Below are 14,872 nucleotides of genomic sequence, written 5' to 3' on the forward strand. Positions count from 1 at the left end.
ATTTATATCCAAGATGGCCATCCAGATACTCGGTGACAAGTTTTAGTTTAAATTCCTCACTATATTTAGCCATAAAAACACCCCCAAAAGTTAGTTGTCTACTCTAACTTTTGGGGGTCGATACCCCCTTTTTAAAAAGGGGAGGGCCTTCTTTATTATTTTCTATGGTGATGTTTACTTCCTGGTTCATCCACAACATCCACATCATCTGCATTCACAAAGGCAAGACGGTGATTCAGATGAATAAGATAATATTCGTCATCTCCCCATACAATCTTATGAGTCGTTTCGGGATTGTACGTATAAACAGGGGCACTATAATAGCTTCCTTTCACTTTCTCCGTGGCGACATATTTTTGTCCAGGAGTAATGGAATATTGAAGTTCATCCATACCCCTTACTGGAATGCCTTCTGGAAATGCTTCTGCTTCGGGATAAGCCACTCCATACACAGGAATGTCTGTTTTTCCTTCTTTCGGTGTGATGACGATCCCTGACCCCTTTGTAGTATTCTTCCCTTTCGGGTTATAGAACCACGCTTTTTGTGCTCCATACCAAATCGCTGTCCAGTCTCCCTCATCTTCTGCTTTATAAAAGGTCTGCCCGGTTACAGCTTTATTTCCCCAATTTGATGCATCTAAAGGGTGGGCATTCGGAAGTGCCGCATCCTTGATAAGGGGTGCATCGAAGCTGGGATCCGTATACAAATAAACAAAGTTTGTTGATTGTTTTGGTACAGGTTCCCCTGTTGGCGTCTGAACAATCGGCATGTTCGTATTGAAATTTGGACTGATTTGAACGAGATCTTTTTGTTTCCTGCCTGACTCGAGTGGTGCACCCAAAATCTTCATATAATGTGCCCAATCCCAGAATGGGCCTGGATCCCAGTGCATGGAGGGCTGTCTTGCCGCGGATGTTCCCGGTACTTCATCATGGGCGATGATGTGATCCCGGTCCAGGGGGATATTGTACTCCCCCGAAAGGTGCTTTACCAATCGTGCAGAAGCATGATACAACTGTTCGTTATACCAGGCGGCCCCTTCAATGGCGATTCCTTCATGCTCGATCCCGATGCTCTTTGAATTGAAATACCAGTTACCGGCATGCCAGGCAACATCTTTGTTATCAATCATTTGAGTGATATCCCCATCTGAAGAACGAATGACATAGTGGGCGGAAGCCTGGGTCGTTTCCCGCTGAAAGACCGTTTTCGTTAAATCATAGCTGATTTCCGTGTCGTGGAGGACGATATACTTGATCTCCTGGTTATCATGTGGCCGGTTAGCTTTATCGTAGTTACCGTAGGACCACTCATAAACGGTTCCATCATGATCGATTTTTTTGTAGGCTGCTGGTACGAAATGGCAGGCGAGCCGTTTCGGACAATCGGCTTGGATTTCTCCGTTGTCTGTTTTTAATTGCAGTGGGTTGATGGTTTCTTTATTGGGATTGATTGGTTTTGGAGCCAGATCGATGGAATAGCCGTCTTCGGTTTGTTTCTTAACCCCATTGTTAATTGTTTCGTACACTCGATCAGCAAAATCCCTGGCTCCTGTCTCGTCTGAAGAACCACTGTATTTCGCGACGGCGCCATACCAATCTTTGAGGTTCGATGGAGTTTGTCCCACCGTTTGTTTCGCATATTTTTCGAGAAGTGCTGCAGCTCCCCGGATGTTCTGATTTTTATCTTTTTTCAGGTCCTCTGGTGGGAGGGAAATTAATTCCGCTGCAGCATTTAAAGTATGAAGGTTCGGATCTGTGAGGGATAGCTCTGATACTCGTTCAGCTGTCATCCCCTCCTTCATGGGTTGCAGACGATCTTCCTTTCCTGATAGGAACATGTGAAGAGGTTCATCCGGGCTTTGTGGGCTTTCCATCGTATCAACGTTGACATCGGTCAGATGCATAAGTCCGTATCCACCGGAAGCACTTGGCTTACCGTCATGGTGCTCCAATAAGGACATGTTATAACCGACTGAAAGAAGGATTTCCACGGGTACGTTAAATTCATTTGCGGCCTCTTGAAACGATTCCTGTAATGCGAGGGGATCCACCATTGCGGCCCGGACAATGCCATATGAAGAACTTGAAGGAGACACCGGGGATGTGGCAGAACCTAATAGGAACCCTGTTAAACTAAGGCTACCTGCAACTTTCAACCATTTTGATTTTTTCATACATTCCTCCTGTTACTATGTATTTTAGTAGAATATAGTAAAAAGCTTATAGAATAATAGACTGAATAGTCAATCAATTATTGAGTATATGCCTAGATGAATATTTACGGTGAAGAGTAGAGGGGAAATGATTGAATTGTGGATAAAGAGTGAATTATGTGAATAACATACGAATTCTAATGGTTATTCACAGTTTGAAACCGGGTACATACGGTTTGTTCACAAAAAAATTGGCGAAATGTGCATAAGTTTAGTGATTTTCCACAATGATTATCGACTTATGCACAGGGTTATACACAGACTGTGTATAGAAATGCTCGAATTCTGTCGATAAAGTTGTTTATCCACTTTTCCATTGTCGAAAAACGACCATTCTTCCCTGATTCCTAATAGATAGTAAACTTATCCACAATGTGGAGAGAAATGAAGGGTAGGTCCGTCCCTCAGGGAAGAAAAACGAACTTTTGTTCGCTTATTGTTGGTTAATTGAGAAGGAAATGTGGTAGAATGTGTATAGAAGAATGTGCAGTGTTTAAGATGGGTATAAGTAGGTAAATACAAGGTAGCAGTCCTTTATAATAGGAGGTTTCACGGTGAAAGATCAATTTGAGCTCAAATCTAAATATAAACCAGAGGGGGATCAGCCCCTGGCCATTGAGAAACTGGTACAGGGTTTAAATGAAGGGAAGCGTCATCAAACCTTACTTGGGGCAACAGGGACAGGGAAGACCTTCACTGTTTCCAATGTAATCAAGCAGGTTGAAAAACCGACCCTCATCATTGCCCATAATAAAACATTGGCGGGTCAGCTTTATAGCGAGTTTAAGGAGTTTTTCCCTGATAACGCCGTTGAATATTTTGTAAGTTACTATGATTACTATCAGCCGGAAGCATATGTTCCACAAACCGATACTTTCATTGAAAAGGATGCCAGCATTAATGATGAAATCGATAAATTGAGACACTCTGCGACATCTTCCCTGTTTGAACGGAAGGATGTCATCATCATTGCCAGCGTCTCTTGTATTTATGGTTTAGGTAATCCGGAAGAGTATCGAGAGCTCGTTCTTTCCCTCAGAACCGGGATGGAGATTGAACGGAATCAATTGCTTCGGAAGCTTGTGGATATCCAATACGAGCGAAATGACATCGACTTCCAACGCGGAACCTTCCGTGTACGTGGAGATGTTGTGGAAATTTTCCCTGCTTCCCGGGATGAACACTGTATGCGTGTAGAATTTTTTGGAGACGAAATCGACCGGATACGTGAAGTGGATGCATTGACTGGCGAAATCATGGGGGACCGTGAACATATCGCCATCTTCCCTGCATCCCACTTCGTAACCCGTGAGGAAAAATTACAGGTTGCCATCAAGAATATTGAGAAGGAACTGGAAGAACAGCTGGCGATCATGAAGGAAGAGAACAAGCTTCTCGAAGCCCAGCGTCTGGAGCAACGGACACGCTATGACCTGGAAATGATGAGGGAGATGGGCTTCTGCTCAGGGATCGAGAACTATTCCCGTCATCTGACATTACGGCCATCGGGATCGACTCCCTATACGCTTCTGGATTATTTTCCGGATGACTTTCTGATCGTGATTGACGAGTCCCATGTGACATTGCCCCAGATCCGGGGGATGTTCAACGGGGATCAGGCCCGTAAGAAAGTCCTTGTCGACCATGGGTTCCGTCTGCCTTCGGCCATGGACAATCGCCCTCTTCGCTTCGAAGAATTCGAGAAGAAAACACAGCAGCTTCTCTATGTTTCTGCAACTCCAGGACCATACGAGTTGGAGCATACTCCTGAAATGGTCGAGCAGATCATCCGACCGACCGGACTGCTGGATCCAATCATCGAGGTACGTCCCATCGAGGGACAAATCGATGACCTTCTGGGTGAAATCAATGAACGGATTGAAAAGAACGAGAGGGTTCTTGTTACCACATTAACGAAGAAAATGTCAGAGGATCTTTCTGCTTATCTGAAAGAAATAGGCATCAAAGTCCAATACCTCCACTCAGAGATTAAGACGTTGGAGCGTATCGAAATTATCCGGGATCTGCGTTTGGGAAAATATGACGTGTTAGTCGGTATCAACTTACTGCGCGAAGGACTGGATATTCCCGAAGTGTCACTTGTCACCATATTGGATGCAGACAAAGAAGGTTTCTTACGTTCAGAACGTTCCCTGATCCAAACGATCGGCCGTGCCGCACGTAACAGTAACGGAAGAGTCATTATGTACGCAGATAAAATTACAGACTCTATGCAAAAAGCACTCGATGAAACCGAGCGTCGTCGTACGATACAACAGGAATACAACGAAAAACACGGTGTGACCCCGACGACAATACAAAAAGAGATCCGGGATGTCATCAGGGCGACACATGCCGCTGAAGAAGCAGGGGTTTATGAGGGAGAGCAGACAAACGTTTCGAAGCTGTCTAAACCGGAGCGACAAAAACTTATTGCTAGCCTGGAAGTGGAAATGAAGGAAGCAGCCAAGGCACTTGACTTCGAGCGTGCCGCACAGCTTCGTGATACCATTCTTGAGCTGAAGGCGGAAGGATGAACGAATTATGGCGCAGGATCAAATAATCGTACAAGGAGCTAGAGCTCATAATTTAAAAAATATAGATATTAAAATCCCCCGGGATAAGCTGGTTGTTTTAACGGGGCTTTCAGGGTCGGGGAAATCATCCCTAGCCTTCGATACCATCTATGCAGAGGGGCAGAGACGCTATGTCGAATCCCTTTCTGCCTATGCCCGACAATTTCTGGGTCAGATGGATAAACCTGATGTGGATGCCATTGAAGGATTATCCCCTGCCATTTCCATCGATCAAAAGACAACGAGCCGCAATCCCCGTTCAACTGTTGGTACGGTAACGGAAATTTACGATTACCTCCGACTATTATTTGCCAGGGTCGGAAAACCGATCTGCCCGAATCATGGGATTGAAATTACTTCCCAAACGATCGAACAGATGGTGGACCGGATTCTTGAGTATCCGGAAAGAACGAAGCTTCAAGTACTGGCACCGGTCGTGTCAGGACGTAAAGGAACTCATGTGAAGACCCTTGAAGATATCAAGAAGCAGGGGTTTGTTAGGGTTCGTATTAACGGGGAAGTGCAGGACCTTGGTGAAGAGATTTCATTAGAAAAGAATAAGAAGCACTCCATTGAAGTGATCATCGACCGGATCGTTGTGAAAGAAGGGGTGGCAGCGCGTCTCTCGGATTCACTGGAAACGGCGCTTAGACTGGCGGATGGACAGGTGATCATCGATGTCATCGGAGAAGACGAACTTCTTTTCAGTGAACATCATGCATGTCCGTACTGCGGGTTTTCCATCACTGAGCTGGAGCCGCGGATGTTTTCCTTCAATAGTCCGTATGGTGCATGTGTAAGTTGTGATGGTCTCGGGACAAAACTTGAGGTGGATAAGGAACTGGTGATCCCTAACTGGGACAGGACCCTCAATGAGCATGCGATTGCCCCTTGGGAACCGACAAGCTCTCAATATTATCCCTCTCTTCTGAAGGCCGTCTGTGACCATTATGAAATTCCCATGGATATTCCCGTGAAGGATCTTCCAAAACATCAAATGGATAAGGTTCTTTATGGCTCGGGGAAAGACGAAATATACTTCCGGTACGAAAACGATTTCGGCCAGGTCCGGGAAAACTATCTTCGTTTCGAAGGGGTCATCCCGAATGTGGAGCGTCGCTACCGTGAAACGAGCTCGGATTATATCCGGGAACAGATGGAAAAGTACATGGCTCAGCAGGACTGCCCAACATGTGACGGCCATCGTTTAAAAGAGGAGAGCCTCGCAGTGAAAGTGGATTCCCTTCATATTGGGGAAGTAACGGCTTTTTCGATTGAAGAAGCGGATCAGTTCTTCCACAGACTCCAACTGTCTGAAAAAGATATGAAGATTGCCAATCTTATTCTGAGGGAAATCCGTGAACGACTGGGCTTCCTTGTCAATGTAGGACTTGAATATTTGACCCTTAGCCGTGCAGCAGGAACCCTTTCAGGTGGGGAGGCACAACGGATACGTCTGGCCACTCAAATCGGTTCCCGTCTGACAGGTGTTCTCTATATTCTTGATGAACCGTCCATCGGGTTGCACCAACGGGATAATGACCGCCTTATTGATACGTTAAAGAATATGAGGGAAATTGGAAATACGTTGATCGTCGTGGAGCATGATGAAGATACAATGATGGCGGCAGACTATCTGATTGATATTGGTCCAGGAGCGGGGGTCCACGGTGGCGAGGTCGTTTCAGCAGGTACGCCCCAAGAGGTGATGGATGATTCGAACTCATTGACCGGTCAATATCTGTCAGGGAAGAAATTCATCCCTCTTCCGCAGGAAAGACGCAAACCTGACGGCCGGTATCTGGAGATTGTGGGAGCAAAGGAAAATAATCTGAACAACGTCAAGGTCAAGCTTCCTTTGGGGATCTTTACAGCTGTGACCGGCGTATCGGGATCAGGAAAAAGTACGCTCATTAATGAAATCCTCCACAAGTCACTGGCTCAAAAGCTTCATAATGCGAAGTCGAAGCCTGGAGAGCATAAAGAAGTGAAGGGGATTGAACATCTGGATAAAGTCATTGATATTGATCAATCACCGATCGGCCGTACGCCTAGATCTAATCCGGCTACATACACCGGGGTGTTCGATGATATCCGTGATGTGTTTGCAACGACCAATGAAGCGAAAGTCCGCGGCTATAAAAAAGGTCGTTTCAGCTTCAACGTAAAAGGCGGTCGCTGTGAAGCATGTCGAGGGGATGGAATCATAAAGATAGAAATGCACTTCCTGCCGGATGTATACGTTCCATGTGAAGTATGTCACGGGAAACGATACAATCGTGAAACCCTTGAAGTTAAGTACAAAGATAAAAATATTTCAGACGTCTTGGAGATGACAGTCGAAGACGCAGTGAAATTCTTTGAAAATATCCCTAAGATCAATCGGAAACTGCAGACCATCTATGATGTGGGCCTTGGGTACATTACGTTAGGGCAGCCTGCCACCACCTTATCAGGTGGAGAAGCCCAGCGTGTAAAGCTCGCATCAGAGTTGCACCGCCGTTCGACGGGCCGTTCTCTCTATATTCTGGATGAGCCAACGACAGGACTTCACGTCGATGACATCGCACGACTCCTCGTCGTCCTTCAACGTCTGGTTGAAAACGGGGACACAGTCCTTGTCATCGAACACAATCTTGATGTCATCAAGGCAGCCGACTATCTTGTGGACCTTGGTCCGGAGGGTGGAGACAAAGGCGGCAAGATCATCGCAAGCGGTACTCCTGAAAAAGTGGCCGAAGTACAAGGTTCCTACACAGGTAAATACCTAAAACCTGTACTCGAACGGGACCGTGAACGTATGAAAAAGAAAATCCGTGAAAAAGAAGAAGTCACAAATTAATCAAAAAGCAAAAAGAGAGATGCATTGAGCATCTCTCTTTTTTCGAAAAACGAATAAGGCAGTGAGTTTTAACTTCATCTCTATTTTAGCAAGGAGGGGAGAGTGTTAAGACCACTCTTGTTTAAGGATGGTTTATGACTGAGTTTCAGGTTCAAAGAACAAGCTTGGAAAATTGATTGAAGCGGAAGGTGCTCGACTCCCTCGGGAATAGCGGGTAATGCAGAAAAGCGGAGGCGGCTCGTTCAGTCCCGACAAGCATAAGATGAATGGGCTAAGAAGGCGTTCTTTGCCTTCTTGGTCCATTTAGCTTATGACCTCGAGGGGCTAGCCGCCGGAGCTAGACAAGTTGAGACCCCGCAGGGCAAAGCCCGAGGATGCTCAACTCACGCCCCACGGAAAGCGAGCACCTGCAGCGGAAATCAACTACCACTCACTTCATTAAGAGTATTTAAGATTGTATCATCTAAAATATACAAAACACCTCTCCATACCTACCCAAACTCAGCCTCCAGATGGAGTCTAAGCACGCTTCTCATATGAGAAAATATGATTATAACAAATGTATTGAAACTTTTTGCCCAACGTATCGTAAATAATAGTAGAGGAGATGATGAAGATGGAGACCAATAAGGTATTATCAGCTCTATGCTATTTTAGTATATTTTTTGCTGGCTTCCTTTTTCCTTTAATCGTATATTTTGTATCAGATCATCCACATGTGAAAAAGGACGCAAAAGCAGCCTTTTTATCTCACTTATTACCGGTCATTGCTGTTCCCCTTTTGATTGCAGGCTTGTTTTTGGATATGGGGGTTTTCGCCAGTGGAGCAGGATTACCGATATTTACAGTCATCATGATTGGTTTAGCTATATTACTTAGTGTTGGTGTGGTCATTTGGAATGTGTATAAGGGCATCAAAGTACTTTTATAATCAATAAAGGGGATGAAAGAGTATGAATGAAGAACGCAAACGCATTTTGGATATGTTGGAAAATGGGACGATTTCTGCACAGGAAGCAGTGGCATTGCTGGAAGCACTTGATAAAAAGCCGAATTCATCACAGGCAAAAGAGAAGGATTTCCTGGATGATTTTGTATCCATTTTTCAAGATGATAAAAAGGATGAGAAGGAGCACCATACGGGAAACCCGAAGGATAAGCTTCTTGACTTCATGAATTCTGCGTTTAACAAAATCAAGAATTTCGACTTTGACTTTCAATGGAATCAATCGGTGGAATTGTCTCATGTTTACCAACAGCCAAATACGAATTTTGAGAAAATTGATATCGATGTAGCCAATGGAAAAGTGGAGCTTATACCATGGGACGGTGAGGAAGTCCGTGTGGAATGCGAGGCAAAGGTTTATCGTACGGAAAACCACGAAGAAGCGAGAAAACAGTTCATGGAGAATACATCCTTCGCAGTCGACGGGGATACACTCTATTATTCGACGCAATTAAAGTGGATGAAGGTAGACTCTAAGCTTTACATTCCAAAGCACCAGTATAAAAGGATATCTGTGCGTCTATTCAATGGGGGATTAAAAGCCGAAGATTTAGACGTACAGGATCTTCGTGCGAAAGCAGCAAACGGGAAGATCCATATTGACCGTCTGACCTCGAAGAAAGCGGAAGTCGAAACGTCCAATGGTGCCATTTCCATATTAAACGCCAAAGCGGACCATGTGGAAGCGGAATCGATAAACGGTAAGGTCCATGTGGAGGGGGATATCGCTTATTCAGATGTTCAATCTCTAAATGGAAACATTATTTGTTCTTTGACCGGGGAGAAGTCCGATACCCTTCATGCTAAAACGGTAACGGGCAACATCGATTTATTTGTTCCTGAAAACATCAATATTTCCGGGGAGGCAAAATCGAACTTCGGTAGTTTCAAGGTGGAGCTGCAGGGTATTGATGTATTAGAGGAAAAAAATGAAGTGGTGCAGAAATCGATCCGTTTCAGTCGCAAAACGGACTCGGGAGATAAGCTCCATCTTTTTGCGGAAACAAAAGCGGGATCTGTCCTCATAAAAAAGTATGAACAGAAGAATGTTAATAAGGACAACGCATAAGATGAGAAAGAAGGAATAACAATGAAAAAACAATTAGCACGATCAAGGTCAAACAGAAAGCTGGCTGGAGTGATTGGAGGATTGGCCCGTTATATGGGGATCGATGCTACAATCCTGAGGGTGATCTTCATCATCCTGCTCATTCCGACGGGATTCTTTCCTCTAGTCGTCATATACGGTTTACTGGCATTCGTGCTGCCACATGAGGAGGAAGCCATCAGATAATGAGATGGATTATTGGAATTTTAATCAATGCCGTAATCTTTATTGCATTAGCCGGCTTTTTCGACGGGTTTGAAGTGTCGGGGATCACAGCGGCCATCGGTGCGAGCTTTATCCTGTCGATTCTGAATGTGCTCGTGAAACCCATTTTGATCATCCTGACTTTGCCGGTCACGATTTTATCACTGGGACTGTTTCTATTCGTCATCAATGCGATTACGCTATTATTGACGGACGGTCTGATGGGAAGCAGTTTTGAGCTGTCAGGATTTGGTATGGCTTTTCTGGCATCTATTATTTTGTCACTTGCCAATTTGGTGATCCAAAAAGCGGTGCTCGAGCCGATGAAAGAGAAATAAAAGTAATTAAAAGGACTCCGGCTTTCACGAGCCGGAGTTTTTTGTGTGGTTAAAAAAAGGGGGTATCTATTTCGGGGGTATCCCTCATAAAAGGGGTCAACCACAGCCTTGAACATGACTTTCAAGTCCTTGATTCCATATCCACCCACAAAGAGATTATGTCGATTATCAAAGCATTTTTAGAAGCGTAGCTGGCTAGCCTTTTTTGGTGTTTTCGTACACTCTTTTTTTGAAGGTGTACATATTGGTTGACAGAATCTTGGCAGGTATTATGTTATAAAGCATCCTTCGAAAAGATGATTTCCTATCCCAACATCAAACCAGTCTTTGTGGATGAGTAAGCTGCCTTGCGCTTTTCTCCATTATTGCTAAAATAGGTTAGAGTACGCTTATAAATATGAAGCGAGTGTAACGTGAAGGAGGAGCTACAGTGGCAAAAGTTCGCACGAAAGATATCGTCGAGAAGTTTAAGTTGGACCTTGTCGGCGGAGAAGAAGGTTTACATAGACCGATTACCACGAGTGATATTTCCCGCCCGGGTTTGGAAATGGCCGGCTATTTCAACTACTATCCTGCGGAACGCATTCAGTTATTAGGGAAAACCGAGTTATCTTTTCTTGAGTTGCTGGATGAAGCAGAACGCAAGCGCAGAATGGAAGCACTCTGTACTGATATTACTCCTGGAATCATTATTTCCAGAGACCTGGAGATACCGGATGAGCTTGTGGAAGCCGCGAATCGATATGACGTTCCTGTCATGCGTTCATCCATGAAAACAACACGATTTTCTTCCAGACTGACCAATTATTTGGAAAGCAAGTTAGCTCCTACAACGGCGATCCACGGGGTGTTGGTGGATATCTATGGTGTTGGTGTACTGATTACGGGAAAAAGCGGAGTGGGGAAAAGTGAAACCGCCCTTGAGCTTGTGAAAAGAGGGCACCGTCTTGTGGCTGATGATTGTGTGGAAATCCGCCAGGAAGATATGGATACGTTGATTGGAAGCTCACCTGAGTTAATTGAGCATCTCCTGGAAATCCGCGGGTTGGGGATCATTAATGTGATGACCTTGTTTGGTGCCGGTGCTGTGCGAAGTTACAAGCGCATCACTTTATGTATCAATCTTGAATTGTGGGATAAAACGAAACAGTACGACCGCCTCGGACTTGAAGAGGAGAAAATGAGAATCATTGATACGGATATTACGAAATATACAGTACCGGTACGGCCGGGACGAAATCTTGCTGTCATCATCGAAGTAGCCGCCATGAATTTCCGACTGAAGCGCATGGGCGTAAATGCCGCCGAGCAATTCACGAACCGTTTGGCGGATGTGATTGAAGACGGGGAGAATGAGGACATTTAAGCTTTACATAAATAGCATAGATCGACTGAACCTTTATTTGGTACCTTGACGAAAAAGGAGAGACAAAATGAACGAGAATATTACGCCAATTGACCCTATAGCCATTTCACTCGGTCCGATCCAGGTGCACTGGTATGGTGTCATCATCGGACTTGGAATTGCTTTGGGGCTTTATTTAGTTATTCGTGAGAGCAAGCGTTTAGGACTTCATCCCGATACATTCATCGATTTGCTCGTATGGGCGATTCCCATCGCCATTATTTGTGCCAGGGCTTATTACGTTATCTTTGAATGGGACAATTACTATGCTGATCACCCCGGGGACATCATCAAAGTATGGAATGGCGGGATTGCCATCCATGGTGCTTTGATTGGATCGGTCCTGACGACCGTTGTGTTCGCCAAAGTGAAGGGTCTGTCCTTCTGGAAGCTGACGGATATTGCTGCGCCCAGTATCATTCTGGGTCAGGCAATCGGACGCTGGGGAAACTTTGTAAATCAGGAAGCCCATGGTGGAGAGGTCTCCCGTACATTTCTTGAGAACTTGATGTTGCCTGATTTCATCATTAATCAAATGTACATTGATGGTGCCTATTATCATCCTACCTTCCTATATGAATCTCTCTGGAGCTTTGCGGGACTGATACTGCTGCTTGTGCTGAGAAGAAAAGCCGGCTGGCTGCGCAGAGGAGAATTGTTCCTTGCGTATGTGGTCTGGTATTCAATTGGTCGTTTTTTTGTAGAAGGTCTTCGTACGGATAGTCTGATGCTCGGATCTTTACGATTCGCCCAAGTAATATCCATCGTCCTGATCATCGCCGCGATCGCTGTGTTCTTTTACAGAAGAAAAGCGGGTCTTGCTCAAAAGGCGTATGATGAGAAAACGGATACTGTGAACGCTTAACAGAAAGGGAGTAAGGAGTATGTGGATGTCATCTTTGAGAAATGGCGGAGTCACAGGTTTGAAAACGACGTGGTCGTTGGGGAAAGTCATTTTTCCCATTACGCTGATTGTCTTTTTGCTGCAATACACCCCGGTCCTACCGTGGATCATGGAGAAGATTTCGCCGTTCATGAGGCTGCTCGGTCTTTCAGGGGATGCAGCGATTCCCCTTGTCCTTGGGAATTTCCTTAATCTTTATGCGGGAATCGGAGGGATCCTGTCACTTGATTTAACGGTGAAGGAAGTATTCATTATCGCAGTGATGCTTTCTTTCTCCCATAATCTGTTCATTGAATCGACGGTCGCTTCAAAAGTTGGTGTGAAGATCTGGCTGATTGTAGCTGTCAGGATAGGACTCGCTCTATTATCTGCCGTGGTCATCAATCTCGTATGGAACGGCGGTTCGGATATTGCACAGTATGGAATGATGCCCCCTCAGCAGGCGGAACCGAGTGGTTGGGGAGAAATCATCTTGATGGGGCTTGAAAAGGCAGGATTCGGTGTCCTCCAATTGGCTCTCATCGTCATTCCCCTGATGATGATTATCCAGGTAATGAAAGACTTAAAATGGATGGACTTGTTCTCGCGCTGGATGTCCCCTGCTACACGTGCTCTTGGTATGAATGAGAATACCTCGACGACGATGGTGGCAGGACTCGTCATCGGTCTTGCCTACGGGGCGGGAGTAATGATCCAGGCGGTCAAGGAGGACGGTGTCAGCAAGAAAGATGTCACGATTGCCTTCATCTTTTTAGTAGCATGCCATGCCGTGGTGGAGGATACCTTAATCTTCCTCCCGTTGGGTATACCTGTGCTGCCATTGCTCTTGATCAGACTGGTGACGGCCATACTGTTGACTATGGCAGTGGCATATTTCTGGAACAAAGTCGATGCTAAGAAAGAAAAGGAGCTGCATTATGAGCAGGATTACAACAATTCTATTTGATTTGGATGGAACGCTGATTAATACGAATGATCTGATCATTTCATCCTTCTTGCATACATTGAATCACTATTATCCAGGGCAATATGAAGAAAAAGATGTTCATCCATTTATGGGTCCGCCCCTTGAAGAGTCGTTCAGTGGTTTGAACCCTGAAAAAATGGAAGAGATGTGTGCTCACTACCGTAAACACAATCATGAACATCATGATTCCCTTGTGACAGAATTTGAGGGCGTCTATGAAACCGTGAAGACGCTTTACGAAAATGGATACAAATTAGCCATCGTCTCAACGAAGGTCCGTGATGTAGTGTTGAAAGGATTGGACCTGATGAATCTTCGTCAGTTCTTTGATGTTATCATCACACTTGATGAGGTGGAAAACGCGAAGCCTCATCCCGAACCAATCGAAAAAGCTTTGGTGGCATTGGGATCTTCACCGGATGAATCCATCATGATTGGAGACAATCATCACGATATTTTAGCTGGAAAAAATGCAGGCGTTCTGTCGGCGGGAGTCGCATGGAGTGCAAAGGGAAGAGAGCATCTAGCCCATTACGAACCGGATTTCATGCTTGATACCATGAAAGATTTGTTAGCAATTGTGGGAGCTCCGACTGCATGAGACGTACGACCCGTTATCCTGTTGAAGGAGCAAATTCCCTCTGGCATGTGTATAAAACCGTTCCATTCGGGAAGGTCGTTAAAAATTTCATCGTCATCCAGCTCGCCCGGTACACACCATTTTTAGGAATGAAGAATTGGCTGTATAAGACATTTTTACGGATGAACATCGGAGAACACACTTCGTTCGCCTTGATGGTGATGCTTGATGTGATGTTTCCTGAGAAGATTTCCGTAGGACGAAACACGGTCATCGGGTATAACACGACGATCCTAGCCCATGAATACTTGATCAAGGAATACCGATTAGGTGACGTTGAGATTGGATCTGAAGTGATGATCGGTGCCAACACGACGGTTTTACCCGGCGTGAAAATCGGAGACGGGGCCATCGTCTCAGCGGGAACTCTTGTACATAAAGATGTGCCTGCCGGGGCCTTCGTCGGGGGGAACCCGATGAAAGTCGTCTATACGAAAGAGGAATTGGCCGAACGATGGCGGGAAGATGCCATCTATGGGTTGAATAGAGAAGAATAAGGGAAAAGGCAATGATAGAGTGGATTCTGTCTTTGCCTTTTTTTGTATGGATGTTGAGGGACTTGAATGTGCGTGTTAAAGGAGCAGTGTTAGTTGTAATTGAAAATAGCCGACGGAAGGGCACTGTTCATCGCTGCCTCAAAAAGATTGGAATGGGATTTGTGAGACT

At 45.2% G+C, this 14,872-nt stretch carries 12 protein-coding genes; 11 read left to right on the forward strand and 1 reads right to left on the reverse strand.

Features of this window, described 5'->3' with window-relative positions:
• Positions 1-155: 155 nt before the first annotated feature.
• A complete protein-coding gene (locus tag BAA9072_RS07475) occupies positions 156-2,177 on the reverse strand; it encodes an N-acetylmuramoyl-L-alanine amidase (protein ID WP_201714067.1) in 2,022 nt (673 codons plus the stop codon).
• Positions 2,178-2,770: 593 nt separating this feature from the next.
• Between BAA9072_RS07475 and uvrB the strand changes: the two genes are divergently transcribed.
• The 11 genes from uvrB (at position 2,771) to BAA9072_RS07530 (ending at position 14,703) form a co-directional block, all read left to right on the forward strand.
• The gene (uvrB, locus tag BAA9072_RS07480; RefSeq protein WP_201714068.1) at positions 2,771-4,753 is read left to right on the forward strand and encodes an excinuclease ABC subunit UvrB; all 1,983 of its coding nucleotides are present in this window, start codon (positions 2,771-2,773) and stop codon (positions 4,751-4,753) included.
• Positions 4,754-4,760: 7 nt separating this feature from the next.
• Entirely contained in the window at positions 4,761-7,634 is a 2,874-nt protein-coding gene (gene uvrA, locus BAA9072_RS07485; RefSeq protein WP_201714069.1) for an excinuclease ABC subunit UvrA, read from the forward strand.
• Between the two features lie 616 nt (positions 7,635-8,250).
• Entirely contained in the window at positions 8,251-8,565 is a 315-nt protein-coding gene (locus BAA9072_RS07490; RefSeq protein ID WP_201714070.1) for a DUF4870 domain-containing protein, read from the forward strand.
• A gap of 22 nt (positions 8,566-8,587) precedes the next feature.
• Positions 8,588-9,709: a DUF4097 family beta strand repeat-containing protein gene (locus tag BAA9072_RS07495; protein ID WP_201714071.1), complete on the forward strand. Its 1,122-nt coding sequence runs from the start codon at positions 8,588-8,590 to the stop codon at positions 9,707-9,709.
• Between the two features lie 21 nt (positions 9,710-9,730).
• Complete coding sequence (locus BAA9072_RS07500) at positions 9,731-9,934, forward strand: PspC domain-containing protein (RefSeq protein ID WP_201714072.1); 204 nt, start codon at positions 9,731-9,733, stop codon at positions 9,932-9,934.
• Positions 9,934-10,290 (forward strand): phage holin family protein, encoded by a 357-nt coding sequence (locus tag BAA9072_RS07505; RefSeq protein WP_201714073.1) that lies wholly within the window; start codon positions 9,934-9,936, stop codon positions 10,288-10,290. The genes BAA9072_RS07500 and BAA9072_RS07505 overlap by 1 nt, the downstream gene beginning before the upstream one ends.
• 430 nt (positions 10,291-10,720) lie before the next feature.
• Positions 10,721-11,656: an HPr(Ser) kinase/phosphatase gene (gene hprK, locus BAA9072_RS07510; RefSeq protein WP_079532270.1), complete on the forward strand. Its 936-nt coding sequence runs from the start codon at positions 10,721-10,723 to the stop codon at positions 11,654-11,656.
• Between the two features lie 67 nt (positions 11,657-11,723).
• Positions 11,724-12,560 carry a prolipoprotein diacylglyceryl transferase gene (gene lgt, locus BAA9072_RS07515; protein ID WP_201714074.1) on the forward strand — a complete coding sequence of 279 codons (837 nt, stop codon included), beginning with the start codon at positions 11,724-11,726 and terminating at the stop codon, positions 12,558-12,560.
• Positions 12,561-12,579: 19 nt separating this feature from the next.
• Positions 12,580-13,545, forward strand: coding sequence for a nucleoside recognition domain-containing protein (locus BAA9072_RS07520; RefSeq protein WP_201714075.1), 966 nt, complete (start codon positions 12,580-12,582; stop codon positions 13,543-13,545).
• A complete protein-coding gene (gene ppaX / locus BAA9072_RS07525) occupies positions 13,517-14,167 on the forward strand; it encodes a pyrophosphatase PpaX (RefSeq protein ID WP_201714076.1) in 651 nt (216 codons plus the stop codon). The genes BAA9072_RS07520 and ppaX overlap by 29 nt, the downstream gene beginning before the upstream one ends.
• Positions 14,164-14,703, forward strand: a complete 540-nt coding sequence (locus tag BAA9072_RS07530) for an acyltransferase (RefSeq protein ID WP_201714077.1) — start codon at positions 14,164-14,166, stop codon at positions 14,701-14,703. Before ppaX ends, BAA9072_RS07530 begins: the two co-directional genes overlap by 4 nt.
• The last annotated feature ends 169 nt before the right edge of the window (positions 14,704-14,872 follow it).

Origin of the sequence: Rossellomorea arthrocnemi, assembly GCF_904424705.1 — a bacterium.
Classification (GTDB): Bacteria; Bacillota; Bacilli; order Bacillales; family Bacillaceae_B; genus Rossellomorea; species Rossellomorea arthrocnemi.